Genomic DNA, 23,562 nt, shown 5'->3' on the forward strand with positions numbered 1-23,562 from the left:
TTTTAGTCCTCGTATAATGGGAAGGCGTCTGTCAACACTTTGACTTCACTTCTCACTTCTTCTAAGACAGCTTCATTTTCTGCATTCTTAAGGGTTTTAATGATGAGTTCAGCCACTTTGCGACTCTCTGCTTCACCAAATCCACGCGCAGTAATGGCTGCAGATCCGATACGAATCCCACTTGTCTTGAATGGTGACAAGGTTTCGTAAGGAATTGAATTTTTATTTAGGGTAATATTGACTTCATCCAGCAAGTTTTGAGCAACTTTTCCGTTTTCTACAACCTTAGTCACATCAACAAGGAAGAGGTGATTTTCAGTCCCACCAGAAATAATACGGAAATCAGGGTCTTGCAAGAAGACATCTGCCATAGCTTTGCTGTTTTTGATAACATTGGTAGCGTATTCCTTGAAGGCTGGATCCAAAACTTCTTTAAAGGAAACAGCCTTGGCAGCTACAATATGCTCCAAAGGTCCACCCTGAATACCTGGGAAAATAGCTGAATTGATTTTCTTAGCTAGATCCTCATCATTGGTCAAAATTAAACCACCACGAGGGCCACGAAGGGTTTTGTGGGTCGTTGTTGTAGTGATATGAGCATATGGTACTGGGCTTGGATGTAGACCAGCTGCAACCAAACCAGCAATATGAGCCATATCTACCATGAGTTTAGCCCCAACAGCATCCGCAATTTCACGGAATTTTGAAAAGTCGATAATTTGAGAATAGGCTGAAGCACCAGCTACAATCAGTTTTGGTTTTACTTCTTGGGCTTGCTTCAATATAGCATCAAAGTCCAATAATTCCGTTTCAGGATCTACACTATAAGAAACAAAGTTGTAGGTTTGACCTGAGAAGCTAACTGGAGCTCCGTGGGTCAAGTGTCCACCTGCTGCTAAATCCATCCCCATAACGGTATCACCTGGCTCAATCAAGGCCATGTAAGCCGCACAGTTGGCTTGGCTTCCTGAGTGAGGTTGGACATTAGCAAATTTTGCACCGAAAATTTCTTTTGCGCGTTCAATAGCAAGAGTCTCTACCACGTCTACCACATCCGTTCCACCATAATAACGGCGGCCTGGGTAACCCTCGGCATATTTGTTTGTCAAGATAGACCCTTGAGCTGCCATAACAGCCTTGGAAACTACGTTTTCCGAAGCAATCAACTCGATATTATTTTGTTGGCGTTCTTCTTCTTTAGCAATAGCATTCCAGAGATCAGCATCGTATGCTTTAAAATCATCTTTGTCAAAAATCATAGGTCTTCTCCTTTATTGTATGACTAGTCCATTAGTTTAATTTTCTTATTAGAAAATCAAACTAAAAGATGCGAATAAACCGTTTCTGCATTTTATCACAAGTATAACCAACTTTTTCATAAAATGCATGAGCACCCAGACGATGATCAGCAGAGTTTAAGCGGATAAACCCATAACCACGTCTTTTTGCTTCTTCTTCCAACCCTTGCAATAAGCTTTTACCAATACCTTGACCTTGTGCTTGAGGTGAAACTGCTAAGGCTAAGATATTAAATCCTGCTTTAGAATAAAGTGATTCATAGACCTCAGCGTGGACATATCCAAGCAAGGCATGACTAACTTCATCCTCATAAGCAAGTAGGAAATGATGGGAATCCTGAGACAGTCTAGCTAGTTGACTAGCTGTGTCCTCTGGACTAAAAGAATAACCCAAAGCATCTTGGTTGATCTCACATATCGCTTTCACATCAGTTTCTCTTAAATCTCTTAGCATCTCATTCCTCCTCAAAAGAAATCTCTGGCAACTGAGCAAGAATATCTTCTCGCTTAATGACCCCTTGGCGTAAGATTTTCACCTTGTCTCCAGACAAATCCAAAATAGTTGAATCCTGTCCAGTTAGAAAAGCATCGTCTTCCAGCCCCAGAACCTCTTGGTCAAAATCTTTCAGAATTTGTTCAAAGGTTACTCCACTCGCCTGACCTGAAATATTGGCAGACGGTCCAATCAGGGGTCCTGTCACTCGAATTAAATCCAGTGTGATAGGGTGACTGGGCATCCGAAATCCCACCGTTGCAAGACCAGAATTGACCCAATAGGGAACTTTGTCGTTTGCTTCTAGTATAATAGTCAAGGGACCTGGTAAAAAGGTCTCTACAAGTTTTTGAAGATAGGTTGGCTGATTCTTTGAAAAGTGCAAGATGTCCTCGAGAGAGGCGATATTGAGGTTAAGCGCCTTGTCTCTTGGACGACGTTTAAGCTGGTATACATGATCAACTGCTTTTTCGTCTAGAGCCTTGGCAAAGAGACCGTAAACTGTCTCTGTTGGCAGAACGACAGCCCCACTCTTTTCTAACTCTTGTCTAATCCTGTCCATCATCAACCACGACCATCCTATCTTGACCAAATTGGTCCTTGAGTGTTCGTACTCGCTTTTCAGGAAGATGCTTCCTAAAAAGTTCAGGAACACTTTGACCTTGCTTGTATCCAATTTCAAGGTAAATCTTACCACCATCTTTGAGATAGTCTTTTGCATCTTCCGCAATTTTACGGTAAATAGCTAGGCCATCCTCATCTGCAAAGAGAGCTAGATGAGGCTCCGAATGCAAAACATTCAAGCCGACCTCTGACTCATCTTCACGAGAGATATAGGGTGGATTGGAAACAATTATATCATATTTTTCAGAAATTTCTGTAAAACAGTCAGATTTTTTTAAAAATATTTGAAGATTTTGATTTTTAGCATTTTCGCTGGCTACATCTAAAGCATCTTGAGAAATATCTGCTGCCGTCACTGACCAATCTGGTCTGTTTTTTGCTAGAGCGAGAGCAATAGCTCCACTACCTGTTCCAATATCCAGAACTGAAAGATTCGTCTCAGGATTTTCAGCTAGGATAAGCTCAACCAATTCCTCTGTCTCTGGACGAGGAATCAAAACCCGCTCATCAACTTTTAACTGCATTCCATAAAAATCTGCCTGTCCAATGATGTACTGTGCCGGTTTATGAGCTGCTAACTGTTGGAAAATTCCTTTTACAAATACTTCTTCCTCTTCCGTCACTTCCTGCTGGAGGGCAAAAACAAAGTCAGTAAAAGATAGATTTTTCAGGCTACGATAGACAAAAGAGAGGCTTTCAGCTTCCTCTCCTTGTCTTATCAACTCTTCTTCAAAATCTGAAAATAATTGAGCTAATATCATTATTTATTTAATTCTTCTAATTTTTGTGTTTGGTCATAGAGCACCAAAGCATCCACAACCTCATCCAATTTACCAGACAAAATAGTATCTAGTTTTTGGAGAGTCAAGCCGATACGGTGGTCTGTGACACGGTTTTGTGGGAAGTTATAAGTTCGGATCCGTTCTGAACGGTCACCAGTACCGATTGTCGACTTACGCTCAGCGTCTTGTTCATCCTGAGCAATTTGTGCAAAGTGGTCAGCAACACGGGCACGGATGATTTTCATGGCTTTCTCACGGTTCTTCTGCTGGGTACGTTCTTCCTGCATCTCAACTTTAATATTGGTTGGCAAGTGAACGATACGAACGGCTGTCGCAACCTTGTTGACGTTCTGTCCACCAGCACCAGAGGCGTGATAGATGTCGACACGAAGGTCTTTTGGATCAATGTCGTATTCAACCTCTTCAACTTCTGGCATAACAAGAACTGTCGCTGTCGAAGTATGAACACGGCCTTGGCTTTCTGTCACAGGGACACGTTGCACACGGTGGGCACCTGATTCGTACTTGAGTTTAGAGTAAACCGACTGACCAGAAACCATAGCAACCACTTCTTTAAAACCACCGACACCATTCATAGAGGCTTCCATGACTTCAAAGCGCCAACCTTGGGCTTCCGCATACTTTTGATACATAGTTAGAAGGTCTCCAGCGAAAAGTGCAGCTTCGTCTCCACCAGCAGCGCCACGGATTTCAAGGATGATGTTCTTGTCATCGTTTGGATCTTTAGGAAGGAGCAAGATTTTCAATTTTTCTTCGTATTCTTCTTTTTCAGCCTTGGCATCTTTGAGCTCTTGCTTGGCCATTTCTTCCAAGTCCGCATCTCCGCTTGATTCCTTAATCATCTCTTCAGCGTCAACGATGTTTTGAAGGACTTGTTTGTACTCACGGTAGGCTGTTACTGTATCACGAGTTGAAGCCTCTTCTTTTGAAAGCTCCATAAAACGTTTGGTGTCAGAGACCACATCCGGGTCACTCAGCAATTCTCCTAATTCTTCATAACGGTCTTCTACAGCTTGTAGTTGATCATAGATGTTCATTTTTCTTCATTCTCCTTATTGATTTCAGGGGCAAAATAATGTTTACGGCAAACTGAGATATAGGTTTCATTGCCACCAATCTGAATCTGTTCACCATCATAAACGGGCAGTCCATCCTGTGTACGCAACACCATGATCGCCTTTTTCTTGCAATACTGACAAATGGTCTTGATTTCGTCAATCTTGTCTGCTAAAAGCAAGAGATATTTGGAACCTTCGAATAGTTCATTGCGAAAGTCGTTTTTCAAACCAAATGCCATAACGGGTATGTCTAACTCGTCTACAACACGAGCTAGGTCATAAACATGATGACGTTTGAGAAACTGGGCTTCATCGACCAACACACAGTAAGGTGTTTCTGGTAAATCACGGATAAATCCAAAGATATCCGTCGTTTCCTCAATCGCAAGGGCAGGGCGTTTCATGCCAATTCGACTCGATACATAGCCAACACCATCACGCGTATCCAGAGCCGAGGTCATAAGCACAACACCTTTTCCTTGCTCCTCATAGTTATAGGCCACCTTGAGAATCTCAATGGTCTTACCAGAGTTCATGGTCCCATAACGATAATACAACTGTGCCATGTTTCTTGCTTCACGTCCATTTCTAAATTTTTGCTACATTCTAGTATATCATAATTTTCTGAAGCTTTAAACGGCAAAATGTGGTAAAATAGAAGAAATCAAAAACTAGTGGAGGAAGCCATTATGCCATTTGTACGCATCGATTTATTTGAAGGACGCACGCTCGAGCAAAAGAAAGCTCTTGCTAAGGAAGTAACAGAAGCTGTTGTTCGCAACACAGGAACCCCTCAATCTGCTGTCCATGTCATCATCAACGACATGCCAGAAGGAACTTACTTCCCACAAGGGGAAATGCGCACCAAATAAGCTAGCTTAAGCAGAATTGCTTAGGCTTTTTCAATCTCCAAGTAGCATCCATTGAAGAAATAGTCTAAATTTGTTACAATTTGAAAAGAGACTTGGAATATTCCAAGAAAAGAGCAATTAATTAAAGGAAACATTATGATTACACGTGAATTTGATACCATCGCTGCTATCTCTACTCCACTAGGTGAAGGGGCTATAGGCATTGTCCGCCTGAGCGGAACAGACAGTTTTGCTATTGCGCAAAAGATTTTCAAAGGAAAAGACTTGAGTCAGGTTGCTAGCCATACACTTAACTACGGTCACATCGTTGCCCCTCAGACAGGAAAAGTCATGGACGAGGTTATGGTTGGAGCCATGAAGTCTCCAAAGACCTTCACTCGTGAGGATATTATCGAGATTAACACCCACGGTGGGATTGCGGTGACTAATGAAATTCTCCAACTAGCTATCCGTGAAGGAGCTCGATTGGCTGAACCTGGTGAATTTACTAAACGGGCCTTCCTAAATGGACGTGTGGACTTGACTCAGGCTGAAGCCGTTATGGACATCATCCGTGCTAAGACAGACAAGGCCATGAACATTGCAGTTAAGCAATTAGACGGCTCCCTTTCTGATCTTATCAATAATACCCGTCAAGAAATCCTCAATACGCTTGCCCAAGTCGAGGTTAATATTGACTATCCTGAGTATGACGATGTTGAGGAAGCCACTACTGCTGTTGTCCGTGAGAAGACTATGGAGTTTGAGCAATTGCTAACCAATCTCCTTAAGACAGCCCGTCGCGGCAAAATCCTCCGTGAAGGGATTTCCACTGCTATCATCGGACGCCCAAACGTTGGGAAATCTAGCCTTCTCAACAACCTCTTGCGTGAGGACAAGGCTATCGTTACAGATATTGCTGGTACTACTCGAGATGTCATTGAAGAATACGTCAACATCAACGGTGTCCCTCTCAAATTGATTGATACAGCCGGTATCCGTGAAACGGATGACATCGTGGAACAAATTGGAGTTGAGCGTTCGAAAAAAGCCCTCAAGGAAGCCGACTTGGTTCTACTGGTGCTAAATGCCAGTGAACCACTAACCGCCCAAGACCGCCAACTCCTAGAAATCAGTCAGGAGACTAATCGCATTATTCTTCTTAACAAAACTGACCTGCCAGAAGTTATTGAAACCTCTGAACTTCCAGAAGATGTCATTCGCATTTCAGTCCTTAAAAATCAAAATATCAATAAGATTGAAGAGAGAATTAACAACCTCTTCTTTGAAAATGCTGGTCTAGTCGAGCAAGATGCTACTTACTTGTCTAACGCACGTCACATTTCCTTGATTGAGAAGGCCGTTGAAAGCCTACAAGCTGTTAACCAAGGTCTTGAACTGGGTATGCCAGTTGACTTGCTTCAAGTTGACTTGACTCGTACTTGGGAAATCCTCGGAGAAATCACTGGGGATGCTGCTCCTGATGAACTCATTACCCAACTCTTTAGCCAATTCTGTTTAGGAAAATAAGAAAAATCCATGATCCTTCATTCGGTCATGGATTTTATTGTCTTATTAGTAATCTGGTCTTAAAACCCCTGTTACAGTTGCCTTGGTCGCTTCGTAGTCGCCATCTACAACAACCTTGATAATGCGTTTGGCATCTTCTTCTGGTGCTGGAACAAGAGGTAATCGAGTTGGACCAGCTTCAAATCCCATATAGTTGAGAACGGCCTTGACAGGAGCAGGACTTGGATAAGAGAAGAGGGCATTGACTTTAGGAATGAATTTACGCTGAATAGATGCAGCTTTCTTCATATCGCTTTCTGCAATGGCAGTAAACATCTCGTGCATTTCATCCCCATTTGTATGAGAGGCAACAGAAATAACCCCATCCGCACCAAGGTTCATGGCATGGAAAGCATCTCCATCCTCACCTGTATAGACCAAGAACTCTTCTGGCTTGTGCTCAATCAAGTAAGCCATATTGGCCAAGCTGGTACATTCTTTGACACCAATAATATTTGGATGGTCAGCTAAGCGAAGCATGGTTTCTGGAGTCAATTCGACAACTACACGCCCTGGAATGTTATAGATAATAATTGGTAGGTCAGAAGCATCTGCAATAGCCTTAAAGTGCTGATACATTCCTTCTTGCGAAGGTTTATTGTAGTAAGGAACAATAGCAAGCCCAGCAGCAAAACCGCCGAATTCCGCGACTTCTTTGACAAACTCGATAGAGTCACGCGTATCATTGGTACCAACACCCGCAATCAAAGGAACGCGTCCATTGACAATCTTTTGTACAGCCGCAAACAACTCCAACTCTTCATCGTGAGTCAAGGTTGGACTCTCAGCAGTGGTCCCTGCGAGAAGAATTCCATCCGTATGATGAGTCAACAAATGCTCAATCAAGGCTGGAATAGCATCAAAGTTGATGGAACCATCCTGATGGAAGGGGGTAATAAAGGCTGTGATGATTTTACACTCTTTTAAATCTTGATAAGACATGAAAACACCTCTCTATTTCAAAGAAGGAGTTCATCTGAACTCCTAAACAATATGACTATTTTAACTCAAATTTCAATTCAGCTGTTGGACGAACCAAGCCACGTTCATGAAGAGTTTCAGCAATCTGAACTGAGTTCCAAGCAGCACCTTTGAGCAGGTTGTCTGAAACAACCCACATGTGGATTCCTTTTTCAGCATCCAAGTCTTTACGGATACGACCAACAAAGGTATCACGCGAACCAACTGCATTGATAGCTTGAGGATAAATTTGATGAGCTACATCATCTTCAAGAACAGCACCCGGGAAGGCTGCGATAGCTGCTTTGACTTCTTCGATTGGAGCCACTTCTTTTGTTTCGATATAAACAGACTCAGAGTGAGCTGATAAGACTGGAATACGAACACATGTTGCTGAAACGGCAATACTATCATCTTCCATGATTTTCTTAGTTTCCTTAGTCATCTTCATCTCTTCATAAGTGTAATCATTGTCAGTGAAGACATCAATTTGTGGAAGAGCATTAAAGGCGATAGGATAATGTTTCTTGTCACCACCTGAAGGCAAGATTTCGGCATGCAAATCACGTGGGGTTACACCATCATTCAAGACTTCACGAAGTTCACGTTGTGTCTCAAGAATTGCTCCCATACCAGCACCTGAAACTGCTTGGTAAGTTGAAACAATGATACGGTCCAAGCCCCATTTTTGGCGAACTGGCTCAAGAGCCACCATCATTTGAATTGTTGAACAGTTAGGGCAGGCAATGATCCCATTGTGGGCATCAAGTGCGTGAGCATTGACCTCTGGAACAACCAAAGGAACGTCTGGATTTTGACGGAAGTAAGATGTATTATCTACTACTACCGCTCCAGCTTTAACTGCGTATGGTGCATACTTAGCTGATGTCGAACCACCTGCTGAAAAGAGAGCAATATCAACTCCCTCAAAAGCTGTCTCAGTCGTTTCTTCAATCGTAATATCTTGGTCTTTAAATTTCAAAGTCTTGCCTGCTGAACGTGCAGAAGCAAGTAAACGAATTTTATCGATTGGAAGTGTTGATTCTTCCAACATTTTTATCATCTGAGCACCGACAGCACCTGTCGCGCCGACTACAGCAACTGTATATCCCATAAATAACCTCTTTCGGAATTTTCTAAAAATTTCTATAATAGAAGTATTATACTACTTTTTCCATGAATTGCAAAGCTTTTTATCATTTTTTGGAAAATAAAAATCCCCAGTCGTTAGACTAGGGACTAAGAGGCATCTTCATGTGATGAGCAGGTTCACACAACTCATCAAGGTCCGCTCCTGCGTTATGACCTCCTTATGCTCAATAGTAGTCCGAAGACTACCTATCGACTCATCGCATCTTCTATTCTACTAAAGAGAATAACTTTTGTCAACAGACTAAACTCTTTATACTAAATTCAAACTTCGTCAGCGTCACCTTACCGTATGTATGTGATACTGACTTCGTCAGTTCTATCTGCAACCTCAAAACGGTGTTTTGAGCTGACTTCGTCAGTTTCATCTACAACCTCAAAACGGTGTTTTGAGCTGACTTCGTCAGTTTCATCTACAACCTCAAAGCAGTGCTTTGAGCAACCTGCGGCTAGCTTCCTAGTTTGCTCTTTGATTTTCATTGAGTATTAGTTTTATTTACACAGGTGCATAAGAAACATCTTTGAAAAATTGGGGGCAGACATAACAAAAAACCTTGTAAATCAAGGGCTTTTCTGTTTATTTCATGCTAATTGCCGGGATTGAACCGGCGACCTCATCCTTACCATGGATGCGCTCTGCCAACTGAGCTAAATCAGCTTACTTGAAAAGTATACTATAATCAGAAAAGCTTGTCAAGTTTCCTTAGAAATTTTCTATAAGAAAAAGCCAGGTAAAGGCTACCTAGCTTGTCCTGTTCTATTTGCTTAAATCAATTCGACGACCAATTTTACCGATAATAATCGCTCCAATAATCAATGAGGCAAATTCACCAATCCCTGTTGTAAACCAAGTAAGGAAGAATGGTAATTCTGCTACAATATTTAACTCTGCAGCGATAGTAAACATGGAAATTGAAAAGAGGATTGAAAAGAAGAAATGATCTTTTCGAATCAATCCGTTAAAGAGGTAATCCTTGCTGTATTTTGCAAAAAGCCAAACACCTAAACTGAGGAATACCAAGGTTGATCCGCCACCAACAAAGACATCTAGTAGTCCGAAGCTAAAGAAATTAGCAATCATACAACCGATGGTAACTCCGATGATGTACTTGGGATTGTAAAAAGCCATAAAGTTCATCATTTCTGAAATACGGAACTGATAAGCACCATAGCTAATGGCATTTAGGGGCGGTGTAACAGTCAAAACGACATAGATAGCAGCGACGATTGCAATGTCTGCAACATCACGAATAGTTAATTTTTTCATCTTTTCTCCTTTAGCGGGTTATCCGCGTGTAATATGCTTGGTGAAAGAAGCTAAGCACCAAGGGTTGCTTTATTCAACCTTACTAGTATAGCACAATAGCCTGCTTTATGCTATACTTAAAACATGAAAATTCCTATTCAAAAATTTTTTAACAATGAAATCTTAGCCTATCTCTTTTTTGGCCTTGCAACAACTCTAGTTTCGATTCTCTCGCGATTGGTCATTTATCAACTAACTCATCAGGAACTCCTTGCTACGGCCTTGGCAAATATATTTGGTATCCTATTTGCCTTTATCACAAATGATAGGCTTGTATTTAAGCAAGCAAGGAAGAATCGGCTTATCCGTTTAGTGAAATTTTTTCTTGCCCGCCTTTCTACTTTTCTGTTAGACTTGTTTTTAACTTTTCTCTTTGTAACTCAATTCCCTCATATCATAGGGCAATTTGTAAACGAAAATCCTGATAAGGTAAATGCAATTGAAACAATAATTGCACAAATACTCATTATTATCATCAATTATATCTTGAGCAAGGTCTATATTTTTAGAAAATAATATTCCATTTATGAGCCTTTTAATTGCCTTCTATAATGATTTAGGATACAATGAAACACGAAACGTTGAAAGGAAAACAGTATGTTAAAAAATCTAAAATCATTCTTGCTTCGAGGAAATGTTATTGACCTTGCTGTCGGTGTTGTCATTGCCTCTGCTTTTGGTGCTATCGTTACTTCACTTGTAAACGACATTATCACTCCTCTTATTTTAAATCCCGCTTTGAAAGCTGCTAAAGTCGAACGTATCGCTCAACTTTCTTGGCATGGAGTCGGCTATGGTAACTTTTTAAGTGCTATTATCAATTTTATCTTTGTCGGTACCGCCCTCTTCTTTATTATCAAGGGTATTGAAAAAGCACAGAAACTGACTGGCATAAAGGAAGAAAAAACTGACGAAAAAAAAACAACCGAATTGGAAGTCCTTCAAGAAATCAAAGCTCTTCTTGAGAAAAAATAATCGTTTAAAAGGATCTAGCGCAAAGAAAGCTAAATCCTTTTTTCTTTACTCTTTGGGTAACTTGCCTGCTTTCTCAAGCATTTTTTTGATCAAATAAGGCATCTTAACATTCTCCCGCCCTTTTTTCTCAATCAGTTTTTTCACAAATTCTGGCATTTGTAAATCTTGAGATTCAGCCAAAATGTTTTTCGTCTCGTCTGAAGGAACTAACTCATCAAAGGTCTCTTCTTCTGGGAGAAATTCCTTAAACTCTTGATATTCATTAGCTCTGACTGTATTAATCAAGGCATCAATTAAACGAGAATCCGTATTTGGCATTGGTGGACGATGGTAGTTCACACCCAATTCTTGACACAAGTCATAACATTCCACATCATTATCAAACAAGACCTCAATATGCTCGCTAATGAAGCTGATAGGAACAAAAATATAATGGTCTGGATGTTCTGTCTGTTCTCTGAGATACTCCAAAACATCTGGCTTAATCCATGGAATCCCAATATCACTCTCACTCTGCCAAGTATTGGTATATTGTTCAGAACTCAAGCCTAGTTTTTCAGCGACTAACTTGCTATTTTCGAAAATTTGGTCAATATATGGGTCACCAAAATCCAAGGCAAAAATAGGCACACTATGGGCTGAAAAGATGACTTTAAAGCTGTCTTGCTTTACTTCTTCTTCTAAAATCTTAGCAATTTCATCTGCCCAATAGTTTAAGAGCGCTTCTTCCTGATACCAGTCCTTAATGACCAAAAATTGAATTTGTTTGCTTTCTAAAAATTTTTCATAGCCCATGACAGAGTAGAAAGAATAATGGGGCTCCAAAATCAAGCAAATACACTGTTCAATTCCGTCTGCTTCCATTTGACCGATCACATCTGGAATAAAGGGACTGGAAAACTTATTAGCAAAGTAGACACTGTATTCATTCCCCAGCCTATCTTCTACCAAGGCAACCTCTTGACGGGTAATTTTTTGCAGAGGCGTGCCTCCAATTCGTACATAATTATCATAGAGAGTCTGAATCTCGTGGTCTTGGGGTCTCACCCCACGACGAATATTTGTGAAAAAATCAGCTACACCTTCAAAGGTAATCTCTTCTGGTGAACCGAAGGTCATCATTAAAATTGCTTTTTTCATGACTGCTTCCTTGTGATGTTTTTATCAAGTTTATTTTATCATTAATTCATCGATAAGTAAACGCTAACATAGGGACATTCTCAATCTTCTGTCTTTTGTTTTTCTCTTCTTTCTATGATACAATGGAAAAAATAAATTCAAAAGGAGTTTTTTTATGACTTATCCAAATCTCTTGGACCGCTTCTTAACCTACGTTAAGGTCAACACGCGCTCTGATGAACACTCTACTACTACTCCAAGTACACAGAGTCAGGTTGACTTCGCAACAAATGTCCTAATTCCTGAAATGAAACGTGTTGGACTGCAAAATGTTTACTATCTACCGAATGGTTTTGCTATTGGAACCTTGCCAGCCAACGATCCGTCTTTAACACGTAAGATTGGTTTTATATCGCACATGGATACTGCTGATTTTAATGCTGAAGGAGTCAATCCACAGGTAATTGAAAACTACGATGGTGGTGTGATTGAACTAGGGAATTCTGGTTTCAAACTCGATCCAGCCGACTTCAAGAGTCTTGAAAAATATCCAGGACAAACGCTCATCACAACAGATGGAACAACCTTGCTAGGTGCTGATGACAAGTCAGGAATTGCTGAAATTATGACAGCCATTGAATATCTAACTGCTCATCCTGAAATTAAGCACTGTGAGATTCGTGTTGGTTTTGGTCCAGATGAAGAAATCGGTGTTGGTGCCAATAAATTTGATGCAGAAGATTTTGATGTGGATTTTGCCTACACAGTAGATGGTGGTCCACTAGGTGAGCTTCAATACGAGACCTTCTCAGCAGCTGGGGCTGAATTGCATTTCCAAGGACGCAATGTCCACCCTGGTACTGCCAAAGGGCAAATGGTCAACGCCCTTCAGCTAGCAATTGATTTTCATAATCAACTTCCAGAAAATGACCGACCTGAGTTAACGGATGGTTACCAAGGGTTCTACCATCTTATGGATGTGACTGGTAGTGTCGAGGAGGCGCGTGCAAGCTACATTATTCGTGATTTTGAAAAAGATGCCTTTGATGCGCGTAAAGTAGCTATGCAGTCTATCGCTGATCAGATGAATCAAGAACTTGGGAGCGACCGTGTCACTCTAAACTTGACAGACCAGTACTACAATATGAAAGAAGTCATTGAGAAAGATATGACTCCAATTACCATTGCCAAAGCAGTTATGGAAGATTTGGGTATCACTCCTATTATCGAACCAATCCGTGGAGGGACAGACGGCTCTAAGATTTCCTTTATGGGAATCCCAACCCCTAATATCTTTGCGGGCGGCGAAAATATGCACGGACGTTTTGAATACGTCAGCCTTCAGACTATGGAACGTGCAGTTGATACCATCATTGGCATCGTAGCTTATAAAGACTAAAAAGACGAGGTAGCTCAGCTACTTCGCCTTTCTTTTTATTCTACTGGTTTTGCTTGATTTCCAGTACTTATTGTAGATTCTGTTGTTTCCTTTTCTAAAGCTGGTTCAGCAGGCTTAGAATCTGTTGTGTTGCTTGGTTTGTTTTCGTCGCTTGCAGTTTCACTGTTAGATTCTGTAGCTACATTTGGTTGGTTCTCAACACTGGTGTTATCACCATTTGCTTCAGCATTTCTTGCTGGACTTGTTTCTTCACTTGCGCTAGCTTTTGACTGGATTTGGTGATTCAAAACTAGAATAGCTTTTGTCAATTCAAGTAAAGCTGCTTTGTCTTTACTATTAGCAGAAAGTTGATCTAATAATGCATCCACCTTATCAAAGTCCGCATCAGATCCATTATTACTTTCTAAATAAGAGTGAAGCGACATGAGAATATCGTAGAGTTTTTGATAGAGTACAAGTGTCTGAGAATCTTGCTCAGCATTTTCCTTTTCTTGTTGAAGGGCGCTAGCGATACGAGTCAAAACATCTTTTACCTGACTGTTTACTTCATCCAAGTCTGCATCAGCCTTGTTTGTGGCAGCTTTTAGATTTTCTACTTCTTCTGCCAAGGATTGTCTGATTCCTTCTTCATGGATTTGTTCCAAGAGTTGATTTGCCTTGTTCAAAAGACTTTCTACTTCTTCCTTGCTATCTGTCGCAGATTATTGGTTGCTATCTACCATGTACTCCTAAAACAGGAGAGTTATAATCCAAGATTACAAGGCCTTACAGAAATAAGAAATCCAGATAAGACAATGTTCGTCCAAGACGCTATTCGCTTCGCACAGCAGCACGGATTCAATATGCTTTAATTTTAAAGTTTAGGTGTCAAGACCTCTTTTTAGTGTGCCCAAAATTTAGAGAAGTAATCAATCAACTAACTTTTATTTTTTTCAAACTTTCAGTAAACTGACCTAAAGCTAACTCAATCTGTCTTTGTAGATGCTTCTGCTATCAGCTAGAAGTTGATCTACTTTTGCCAAGACTGCCTTCTCATCAAAAGTTCCAGGTTGATAGTTGGATTGCAGGGCTGGAATTTTGTTTTTCAAGGCTACTTCATAGCCCTTAGTTTGAACCTTGATGTAGTGATTGTGGTCTCCATGAGGAATCACAAAACCTTCTGAATCTTCACTTATAATTCGATTGGCATCAAAAACCATGACCATCTTCTTCCTCATGGTGGACATGTAGTGACGGATTACTTAATACAGAACTAGAAGAACTTCCTACCTCTTCCGTGTTAGAGTGTGATGGGGGATTGTTAAGAGATGACTTAGGAATATAGTGATAGTGTTCCCCATGTCTTACTATATAAGCATCACCTATATCTCTGACAATATCATTAGGGTTAAAAACATATGTGGCTGCTAATTCACCTGCCGACAAGTCACTCTCAGGAATGAAATGATAGTGACCACCATGTGGTACTATAGTAGGTTGAAATAGAATATGAGCAAATTGATAAGGGGATTTTAAAGTAATTTCTAACAATGATTTAGAAACTATGATGTGCTATTCTAAATTCAACTCACTATATATAACCATCATCGGTAGTATAACGTCCCTGTAATTTTGCTACAGATACTTCTGCACTAGCTCCTTTATCGTCTTTACCATGTTCTTGTTTTTGGCGATTGATTTCATCTTTTGTTCGTACATTTTCTGCATGAGCTTAATCTTTAAGGTAAACATAATACTTTCCATCTACCTTAATACTATATCCTCCCTTAACCTAACTGACGATATCTTGATCTTTCAGCTGATAGTTGGGGGCTTTCATTAATGGCTCTTCACTAAAGAGCGCATCAAAAGGAACTTTACCATTATAGCAGTGATAATGATCGCCATGAGAAGTTACATAACCTTGACCTGTAATCTTAATAACAATTTGTTTTGCTTGAATTCCTTCTTTTTGACTAACCTAGTCTGGAGTCAAATTTTCAGTCTTCTTAGTGTCTTTATTACTGTTTACATATGAAACACGATTTTTATCTGTATTGGCCTGTTAGCTATGTTGGTTCAGAGCATAAACACACAGACTTAAGGAAAGGATAACAACAGATCCAGCTGCTATATATTTCTTTTTAAATTTCATAATTACCTCATTTCTATAATTATTTATATGATGTCTTCATTATTAAATGATTAAATAAATAAATTAATTAACCAATTAATTAACTAGTAAATATTCCACCTCTTTTTAAGTTGTATGTCAAGAAATTTTATATATTAATAATAAAATGAAATTCTCCCAAAGTCAGAGTTTTATTTCTAACTTTTGAGAGAACTTCATTTTTGATTCAGACTTTTTCTACTGCTATTCCTTACGCTATGAGATCAGATAAATTCTTTTTTATCACTTCTCCACTTGGCAATCTTAATTCAATCGTTCCATCCATATTGAATATAACACTATCTAAGCCTAATCCGTAACTAGCTGTAAATTTTTCTAATTTTTCTTGTACAGGATCTACTGCTGGAGCTTCCTCTAATGCTGGATCTAACATAGGGTCACTCCCCACATTCCCTTCTGGATTCAACATGCCATTATCCGTTGAGTTTTCTGGTTTTACAGGTTTTTCGTTTGGTGCCTCTGGTAAAGAATCTGCTGGTTTATTTTCTGTTGGTTGGTTCTCAACTGTTCCAGTAGGTACTTTTCTATTTTCAGATGGTTTATTTTCACCATTTCCTTGAGGTGCTTCTCCTGTAAAATCTGCCATATTCTTTTTAATGACTTCTCCCGATGGTAAATATAATTCAATTGTTCCGTCCATATTAAACAAGACATTTTCTAGCTTCATCCCATAACTTTCAGCAAATTTTGCTACTTTTTCTTGTACAGGATCCACTGTAGGAACTTCTTCTAACGTTGAATTACTAGTACTATTCCCAGTTTCAGAAAGTTTTTCTTTTTCTACCTTCTCACTAGTCTTTGGTTCTTCTACCTTTTCATCAAGTTTTGAGTTTTCTTGTGCTTTATTCCTTTTAAATTGTGGTAGAATACTTGGTTTATCAGTTTGATTTTCTTTTTCCAAGATAGGTACTTCCACAATATAAGTCGATTGATTGTCCAAATAAGCATTTGCCATGAAGGTTACAGGAATTTTATTTCCGGCCGTTCTGGTTGTTCCTTGGTTTAATTTCGGAATCGGTAATTTGATTTCACCAACTTTATAGTTATTTTCTAAATAAGCATTTCCATGAAATTCATCAAACACTCTGACTAAAGCATCAGTTCCTTTAGGCACTGCAAATTGAGGGTTCACTCTTAAATAAGTATCCCCTGCATGGAAAGGATAGAAAATCGTTTGACTGGCCATTTTGTAAGCTAAAGAGGTTGGAACTGTAAATGTACCATCATAACTTACTTCTGGATAATCTTTTGAAGCGATAGTATACTTAAATGTTTGTCCTGGTAAATAAGGTTGATCTAATTCAAAGTTTGCAATATTCCCTACTCCTTCTCCAAATACTTTACCAGATACTTTCTCCAATACTTTTCCATCTGGTGTTATTAATTTTACTAGCATATTGATACCTAATTTTTTCTCCAATTCAGGCGGAAAACTAAAAGAAACGCGTTTTTGACCATTGGCTAGAGTAAAGTTTTGATTATTAAACGTACTATTTTTTAACAAATTAACAACATTCGTTAATTCTTCTCCAGTATAAACTTTATTCCCTTCTTTTTTAGCAACTCCTTCTTCGGGTTTAAACAGTTCATAGTTACTGTGAGAATGACCAATTCCAACCGGTTTATGTTCATCAATCGGATCTGCATGATGGTGATCTCCATGCGGATAAATAATCGCATTTTTTTCTTTATTCACGACAATACTTTCACGTTTGACACCATATTGTTTCATAATGCCAGCAATTTTTTCTTCGATTTTTTTATCTAAATCTTTCATTTCTTTGGCATTACTTGGATAATCCTGTTCATGAGATGACAAAGAATCTAATCCATTATGACTAGTTTTAACTTCCTCTAAATGTTTTTGCGCAGCCTTAATTTGCTCTTCTGTCAAGTCCTTCTTGAAGAAATAATGATTGTGGTTACCATGAGTCATGACAAAGCCTGCCGCATCTTCCGCAATAATACGATTAGCATCAAAGCCGTGTCCATCTTCTTCATGTTCCTCATGTGAAACACCAGGATTAACTGGAAGAGATGGCGAAGGTGTTGTTAGACCATTGTTTGGAAGAGTCGGTTGCCCAATTACGGTCGATTTTGGAATGTAATGGAAATGATCACCATGTCTGACGATATAAGCTGTGGCTGTTTCTTCGACAATATCTTTAGGATTAAAGATATAACCATCAGATGTTGAAGAGATAGGCTTATTTGTAAGTAATGAGGCATGATTCAAAGTAGATGGACTACTTGAAAAACTTCCTAGACTAGACGCTACTTCATGAGGTTTTTCATTTGTAGAAACTGTAGAACCAGTTCCACCGATAGGCACCATTCTGGCAATCTTTTCTTCTAAAGCAGAGAGCTTGCTGTAAGGAATAAAGTGGTAATGGTCGCCATGCGGAATCGCAACTCCATTTGCCGTACGACTGATAATCTTAGCAGGGTCAAAGACCAAGCCATCTGATTCACTGTAACGTTGGTCGCTAGGTAAATCATAGAGTTCTTTCAATAGACTTTGGAGATTTTCAACTTTGCTTTCTGACTTGCTAGTTGAGCCTTGTGCTACAGATTGCGTGTTATTGTCACTAGCTGTTGAAGAATAGCTTAACTGACTCGGTTGCATATTTTTTCCAGCCAGATGTGCTTTAGCTGCTGCTAATTCACTAGCAGATAAATCGCTTTTGGGAATGTAGTGATAGTGACCTCCATGAGGAACGATATAAGCATTACCCGTATCTTCGATAATATCAGCTGGATTAAAGACATAACCATCATTTGTCGTATATCGTCCCTTAGACCTTGCTACAGCAACATTAGAGTTAACCTTCTCATTATCTTTGACATGTTCTTGTTTTTGACGATTGATTTCATCTTTAGTTCGAACATTATCAGCATGAGCTTCATCTTTCAGGTAGACATAATATTTTCCATCGACCTTGATGATATAACCACCCTTGACTTCATTGACAATATCAGCGTCTTTAAGTTGGTAGTTTGGATCCTTCATCAAGAGTTCTTCACTAAAGAGGGCATCATAAGGAACTTTCCCATTATAGTAATGATAGTGGTCACCGTGTGACGTCACATAGCCCTGATCTGTAATTTTGATGACAATTTGCTCAGCCTGAATTCCTTCTTTCTGTCTAACCTGATCTGGTGTCAGGTTTTCAGTTTTCTGACTTGACTGACTGCCATCCACATAAGAGACACGATTATTGTCCTTATTTTCCTGCGAGCGATGCTGGTTCAGTGCATAGGCGCAAAGACTCAAGGATACGATAACAGCTGATCCAGCTGCTATATACTTTTTACTGAATTTCATAAATCCCTCATTTCAATAAATGATGAAGCTTTTTCTTAACTTCTTTTTCTCGGTTAAACAATTTTTTCTAAACTGGTTATTTAACCATTTAATTAACCAGTAAATAGTTTACTATTTAAAATTACTTTTGTCAAGTTTCTGTTACGTTTTTCTAAAAAAGAGAAGTAACACGAAAGGTTACTTCTCCATAAAATATGCTCCATTCATTTTACTACTGTATAGGAGCCGGTTGACTTTCTTTTAACAAAGCCAAGAGACTATCTACTTCTGCTGAAATAGTGTTATTATCTTTCGTTCCGAGAAGAAGACTACTTTTTAGACCAGTCAATGTCTCCATAGCATTTTGTCTAATACTAGAATCTGTTACTTTTTCTAGCAAGTCCTCCGCCTCTGCTATCTTAGCGTTAATAACAGAATGCTCTACTTGAGGAATTTCAGCCTCATCTGTAGTATCTTCAGCTTCTTCCTCTGTCTCTTCCGTATCAGTGCTTGGTTTATAAAGATTATCTGCTGAAGGATTTAAACCAGCGTGATTCTCTTTTTCATCAGATTCAGGGTGAGTTGGCTCACTTACTTCATCATGTTCCTTATCTTCATCAGGTTTACTGTCTTGGTCTGCCTTATTTTTACGAACATGGTCGCTAGCGTTACCAAAACCATTATCTGAATGCGGACGTTCGTTTGGATGTTCGACATAGTACTTGACAGTCGCCAAAAGATCCTCAAGAGTATACCCCTTAGGTGCCTCATAAAGGCCTTCGTCAAACCACTCAAATTTGATGTTATGGTAATGGTCATAATGAGGTATGATTAAACTACCGTTTTTGACTTCTACAGTATATTGAAGATTGTAAGGCATACGATCAAGTGGCACCTTCTTAGCTGCTTTCACGCGGTTGTAGATAGCTTCTGCTCCTTTTGCCTCAGTATTTCCTGAATCCTGATGGTCTGTCGAAGGAGGGGTCAAACCTTTCTCTTTAGCATAAGCCTGGGCTGCCGCTCTCTCAGCTTCAGACAAACTATCTTTTTTAATCCAGTGGCTATGGGTCATATGTGGAGTTACATAGGCATCCCCCTCATCACTGGTTATATCACGAGGATCAAAGATATAACCGTCTTCTGTTGTGTACTTGCCTGCCAACTTGGCTACTTGAATCTCATCATCAGTGTAGGTAATTTGCGAATTTGGTTTGCCAAGGCGTTCTGGGTGGGTAATTGGTGCTAGGAATGCCAATAAATCATCTACCAATTTTACTTTATTAGAAGATTCATTATTCAAGCGTTCTGCTAATTTGTCTAAAGCTTGGAAATCAGAAGTACGACCTTTATTTTCAGACAAGACTTTATGAGCCTGGGTTAACAGATTGTAAGCTTTATCATAAAATTCTTGGTCACGAGGAGCGACATTTTCTTTTTTAGCAACTAGAGCATGTGTCTCTTGAGTTTTCTTAGACAAGAGATTTTCAATAGCATCAATCTTATCCTTAGCCAAGTCTTTAGCAAAAACATAGTGACTGACACCAGCAATTTCCACAACATATCCTTTTCCAACTTTTCTAACAACCTGTTCTACTGCAAAATTAGTTTGTTTTTTCTCAGTTGACGGTTGAGCTTGCGGTTTTGGTGCTGGTTTCAAATAATGCATTCCTGGCACGACTGCACCATTTTGCCCTTTTAACAGAATCATTCTTGCAATCTTCTGCTCTAAATCAGACATTTGTGAATAAGGGATAAAGTGATAATGATTTCCGTGAGGCACAGCAACACCATTTGCTGTACGATCTGTTATTTGTGCTGGGTCGAATACCAAGCCATCCGATTCCACATGTCGTTCTGATAAGGGTTTGGCATACAATTCACGTAAAAGGCTTGAAATATCTTCCCCTTGATTCTGATGATAAGTTGGAGTGACAGTTAGATTGTGGTTCTCTGACAAGCTTGGTTGAGCTGGATTTGCATTATGACTAAAACTTGAAGAAGGACGAGACCCCTGCTTCCCATTCCAATAGGCTTGGGCTGCAGCTAATTCCCCTGCAGACAAAGCGCCTTTTGGTATATAGTGGAAATGATTTCCATGCGGTACAATAAAAGCGTCACCTGTATCTTCAATCACATCTGACGGACTAAAGACATACCCATCATCCGTTGTATAGGCGCCTCCAGTTGATCTATTCGGTGCCGGCGTATTGAGATTAAAGTTTGGTTTAATGGTTGAACTTAGTTTATCTGTACTGCTTGGTTTCGTATTATCAGAATGCTTTTGAACTGGCTGACCTCCAATTGGAAGATTTCGAGCCAATTTTTCTTCCAAAGCAGACATTTGTGAATAAGGAATGAAATGGAAATGATCCCCGTGAGGAACTGCCACACCATTGGCTGTACGTTTTATAATCTGTGCTGGGTCAAATACTAATCCATCAGACTCCACATGACGTTGGCTAAGTGGCAAAGCGTACAATTCTTGAAGGAGACTAGCTAAATCCTCACTTTGACTTTCAGAATCTGTTGCAGGATTTTGAGGAGTTCCAGATTGACTCGTTCTCACACTAGATCTTGTTTCTCCCCTGCTTGAACGGTATTCAACCGTACTTAATTGCCCACCTTTTCCAGATAAGAAGGCTTGGGCAGCAGCTAATTCACTAGCAGACAAGTCACTCTTAGGAATATAGTGGAAGTGATTACCATGAGGAACGATATAGGCATCACCTGTATCTTCTATAATATCAGAGGCATTAAAGATATAACCATCATCCGTTGTATAGCGCCCTTGGGCTCTGGCTGCAGCAACAGCATTATCTGTGCTTGCATTATGATTATGACTGTGTTCCTGCTTCTGACGTTTAATCTCTTCTTTTGTCCGAATATTGTCCGCATGGGCCGCATCTTTAAGGTAAACATAGTATTTCCCGTTTACCTTAATGACATAGCCACCCTTGATTTCATTGACAATGTCTGCATCCTTCAACTGATAATTTGGATCTTTCATCAGCAGTTCTTCACTGATGATGGCATCATAAGGAACCTTGCCATTATAATAATGATAATGGTCTCCATGAGAGGTCACATAACCTTGATCCGTAATCTTGATGACGATTTGTTCGGCATTGATTCCCTCTCTCTTACTGACTTCATCGGGTGTCAAATTTTCTGCCTTTTGACCAGCCTGATCACCGTCTATATAAGCAACTCGATTAGACTCTTTCTTAGCCTGACCAGCCTGATACCGTCCAAGCTCATAGGAACAAACACTTAGGGCAAGAACTGCCACTGAACCCGCTACATATTTTTTATTGATTTTCATTCTTTCCTCACTTTAATTCTTCTGCTAGAACACTCATATTTTCTTCCAGGTTTTCTAAATAAGTCTTGTCATTTTGTGGGTCTGCCTCTAAAGGATTCAGAGTTTTAAGACCCACACCTGTTGATTTGACAAGAGTTTCAGCTACTTTTGAAGAAGCATTACTTTCTGTAAAAATCGTTTTAACCTTATAGGTTTTTACAAATTCCTGAATTTCTGTAAGTTGTCTTGGACTTGGTTCTTGTTCGGGAGAGATGCCTGCAATACCAAGTTGATTAAGTCCAAATCTCTTCGCTAGATAAGAAAAGGCTGTATGCTGTGTTACAAAGGTTTTCTGAGTCGCTTTTTCAAATTTAGGCTGGAATTTCTTAGTCAATTCCTGAGCTTTTTTGATAAAGGCTTGCGCATTTTTCTGGTAAGTTTCTTTATGCTCACTATCCACCTCTGAAAGTTTATCAGCGATAATCTGAGCTTCTTCACCAGCTTTTTCAGGATCTAGCCAAGTGTGAGGGTCATAGAGCGTTTTTTCATCAACTCCATCCCCTGCTTCTACATCCTCTAGTCCAGGGACACGTTCCAAGGTCATTCCCTCAGAAGCCTCTAAAACCTTAACTTTGGATTTTTTTAGATTTGGATCCAGACTTCCTGCCCAAGATTCTAGCGTATGCGAATGGTAAACAAAGACATCTGCATCATAGATGGCCGCGATGTCATTTGCCGAAGGTTCAAAGGAGTGAATCCCACTACTTGACTGAATCATCCGAACATCATTCAAGTCACCTGACACTTCCTTAACCATAGCGTAGATAGGATAAAAACTGGTCACAATTTTCATCCCCTTTCCTGTCTGGCTTTCCTTTTGACTACAGGCTCCTAGCAATAAAAGAAAAACACTTAACAAGACTAAAAATAAATTTTGTTTCTTCATGAACAACTCCTTAACCATTTAATTAACTAGTAAACATTCTACTCCTAAAAATTTAATCTGTCAAGATATTTTTAGAAAAAAATTGAAATTTCTTTCACATATAAAAATCTGCTGAGTGTCAACAACTCAACAGATTCTCACTTTATATACTCAATGAAAATCAAAGAGCAAATTAGGAAGCTAGCCGCAGGCTGCTCAAAGCACGACTTTGAGGTTGCAGATAGAACTGACGAA

At 39.6% G+C, this 23,562-nt stretch carries 19 protein-coding genes, 1 tRNA gene, 3 pseudogenes and 1 riboswitch; of the genes and pseudogenes, 6 read left to right on the forward strand and 17 right to left on the reverse strand.

The window, feature by feature from the left end:
* Positions 1-2 precede the first annotated feature (2 nt).
* From glyA to HT729_RS06175, 6 genes are all read right to left on the reverse strand, one after another.
* A complete protein-coding gene (glyA, locus tag HT729_RS06150) occupies positions 3-1,259 on the reverse strand; it encodes a serine hydroxymethyltransferase (protein ID WP_172931796.1) in 1,257 nt (418 codons plus the stop codon).
* A 61-nt stretch (positions 1,260-1,320) separates the two neighbouring features.
* Positions 1,321-1,752, reverse strand: coding sequence for a GNAT family N-acetyltransferase (locus HT729_RS06155; protein ID WP_050261645.1), 432 nt, complete (start codon positions 1,750-1,752; stop codon positions 1,321-1,323).
* Position 1,753: 1 nt separating this feature from the next.
* Positions 1,754-2,356 carry an L-threonylcarbamoyladenylate synthase gene (locus tag HT729_RS06160; RefSeq protein WP_050261646.1) on the reverse strand — a complete coding sequence of 201 codons (603 nt, stop codon included), beginning with the start codon at positions 2,354-2,356 and terminating at the stop codon, positions 1,754-1,756.
* The gene (prmC, locus tag HT729_RS06165) at positions 2,340-3,176 is read right to left on the reverse strand and encodes a peptide chain release factor N(5)-glutamine methyltransferase (protein ID WP_050261647.1); all 837 of its coding nucleotides are present in this window, start codon (positions 3,174-3,176) and stop codon (positions 2,340-2,342) included. The genes HT729_RS06160 and prmC overlap by 17 nt, the downstream gene beginning before the upstream one ends.
* Positions 3,176-4,255, reverse strand: a complete 1,080-nt coding sequence (prfA, locus tag HT729_RS06170; protein WP_001028819.1) for a peptide chain release factor 1 — start codon at positions 4,253-4,255, stop codon at positions 3,176-3,178. Before prfA ends, prmC begins: the two co-directional genes overlap by 1 nt.
* Positions 4,252-4,842, reverse strand: a complete 591-nt coding sequence (locus tag HT729_RS06175) for a thymidine kinase (RefSeq protein ID WP_172931797.1) — start codon at positions 4,840-4,842, stop codon at positions 4,252-4,254. Before HT729_RS06175 ends, prfA begins: the two co-directional genes overlap by 4 nt.
* A 123-nt stretch (positions 4,843-4,965) precedes the next feature.
* On the opposite strand from HT729_RS06175, the gene HT729_RS06180 reads away from it, so the two are divergent.
* Both HT729_RS06180 and mnmE read left to right on the forward strand, forming a co-directional pair.
* Positions 4,966-5,148, forward strand: a complete 183-nt coding sequence (locus HT729_RS06180) for a 4-oxalocrotonate tautomerase (protein WP_050207515.1) — start codon at positions 4,966-4,968, stop codon at positions 5,146-5,148.
* Positions 5,149-5,283: 135 nt separating this feature from the next.
* On the forward strand, positions 5,284-6,657 hold the full coding sequence (gene mnmE / locus HT729_RS06185; RefSeq protein WP_172931798.1) for a tRNA uridine-5-carboxymethylaminomethyl(34) synthesis GTPase MnmE: 1,374 nt from the start codon (positions 5,284-5,286) through the stop codon (positions 6,655-6,657).
* Between the two features lie 45 nt (positions 6,658-6,702).
* Here mnmE and dapA read toward each other — a convergent pair whose 3' ends face one another.
* The 5 genes from dapA to HT729_RS06210 all read right to left on the reverse strand — a co-directional run bounded on the left by dapA (position 6,703) and on the right by HT729_RS06210 (position 10,072).
* Positions 6,703-7,638, reverse strand: coding sequence for a 4-hydroxy-tetrahydrodipicolinate synthase (gene dapA / locus HT729_RS06190; protein ID WP_050207511.1), 936 nt, complete (start codon positions 7,636-7,638; stop codon positions 6,703-6,705).
* A 55-nt stretch (positions 7,639-7,693) separates the two neighbouring features.
* Entirely contained in the window at positions 7,694-8,770 is a 1,077-nt protein-coding gene (locus HT729_RS06195) for an aspartate-semialdehyde dehydrogenase (RefSeq protein ID WP_000542464.1), read from the reverse strand.
* A 320-nt stretch (positions 8,771-9,090) separates the two neighbouring features.
* Positions 9,091-9,285, reverse strand: coding sequence for a hypothetical protein (locus HT729_RS12025; protein ID WP_240164420.1), 195 nt, complete (start codon positions 9,283-9,285; stop codon positions 9,091-9,093).
* Between the two features lie 105 nt (positions 9,286-9,390).
* Positions 9,391-9,463 (reverse strand) — tRNA-Thr (locus tag HT729_RS06205).
* A 99-nt stretch (positions 9,464-9,562) separates the two neighbouring features.
* Positions 9,563-10,072, reverse strand: a complete 510-nt coding sequence (locus HT729_RS06210) for a QueT transporter family protein (RefSeq protein WP_000737071.1) — start codon at positions 10,070-10,072, stop codon at positions 9,563-9,565.
* Positions 10,070-10,167, reverse strand: a riboswitch (PreQ1 riboswitch). Its footprint overlaps the gene before it by 3 nt.
* Before the next feature lie 28 nt (positions 10,168-10,195).
* Here HT729_RS06210 and HT729_RS06215 point away from each other — a divergent pair.
* Together HT729_RS06215 and mscL are read left to right on the forward strand one after the other, a co-directional pair.
* On the forward strand, positions 10,196-10,627 hold the full coding sequence (locus HT729_RS06215) for a GtrA family protein (RefSeq protein WP_172931799.1): 432 nt from the start codon (positions 10,196-10,198) through the stop codon (positions 10,625-10,627).
* A gap of 81 nt (positions 10,628-10,708) precedes the next feature.
* Entirely contained in the window at positions 10,709-11,086 is a 378-nt protein-coding gene (gene mscL / locus HT729_RS06220; RefSeq protein ID WP_172931800.1) for a large conductance mechanosensitive channel protein MscL, read from the forward strand.
* A 45-nt stretch (positions 11,087-11,131) separates the two neighbouring features.
* Here the strand turns inward: mscL and hemH are convergent, their stop codons facing one another.
* Positions 11,132-12,226, reverse strand: a complete 1,095-nt coding sequence (gene hemH, locus HT729_RS06225; protein WP_172931801.1) for a ferrochelatase — start codon at positions 12,224-12,226, stop codon at positions 11,132-11,134.
* Positions 12,227-12,380: 154 nt separating this feature from the next.
* Here hemH and pepT point away from each other — a divergent pair, with 154 nt between their 5' ends.
* Positions 12,381-13,604, forward strand: a complete 1,224-nt coding sequence (gene pepT / locus HT729_RS06230; protein WP_172931802.1) for a peptidase T — start codon at positions 12,381-12,383, stop codon at positions 13,602-13,604.
* A gap of 35 nt (positions 13,605-13,639) precedes the next feature.
* Here pepT and HT729_RS06235 read toward each other — a convergent pair.
* Positions 13,640-14,293, reverse strand: a pseudogene (locus HT729_RS06235) (HIT family hydrolase); the annotation flags it as partial.
* Here HT729_RS06235 and HT729_RS12410 point away from each other — a divergent pair.
* Positions 14,291-14,455: pseudogene (locus tag HT729_RS12410) on the forward strand (IS110 family transposase); the annotation flags it as partial. The pseudogenes HT729_RS06235 and HT729_RS12410 sit on opposite strands and share 3 nt — an antisense overlap.
* A 270-nt stretch (positions 14,456-14,725) precedes the next feature.
* On the opposite strand, the pseudogene HT729_RS12415 reads toward HT729_RS12410, so the two are convergent.
* The 4 genes and pseudogenes from HT729_RS12415 to adcAII form a co-directional block, all read right to left on the reverse strand.
* Positions 14,726-15,738: pseudogene (locus HT729_RS12415) on the reverse strand (pneumococcal-type histidine triad protein); the annotation flags it as partial.
* Positions 15,739-15,967: 229 nt separating this feature from the next.
* Complete coding sequence (gene phtE, locus HT729_RS06255) at positions 15,968-19,102, reverse strand: pneumococcal histidine triad protein PhtE (RefSeq protein WP_172931803.1); 3,135 nt, start codon at positions 19,100-19,102, stop codon at positions 15,968-15,970.
* Positions 19,103-19,313: 211 nt separating this feature from the next.
* Positions 19,314-22,403 carry a pneumococcal-type histidine triad protein gene (locus tag HT729_RS06260; protein ID WP_172931804.1) on the reverse strand — a complete coding sequence of 1,030 codons (3,090 nt, stop codon included), beginning with the start codon at positions 22,401-22,403 and terminating at the stop codon, positions 19,314-19,316.
* A 7-nt stretch (positions 22,404-22,410) separates the two neighbouring features.
* The gene (gene adcAII / locus HT729_RS06265) at positions 22,411-23,328 is read right to left on the reverse strand and encodes a zinc-binding lipoprotein AdcAII (protein ID WP_164226559.1); all 918 of its coding nucleotides are present in this window, start codon (positions 23,326-23,328) and stop codon (positions 22,411-22,413) included.
* Positions 23,329-23,562 lie beyond the last annotated feature (234 nt).

Origin of the sequence: Streptococcus sp. 79 (assembly GCF_013277425.1) — a bacterium.
Taxonomy (GTDB): Bacteria; Bacillota; Bacilli; order Lactobacillales; family Streptococcaceae; genus Streptococcus; species Streptococcus pseudopneumoniae.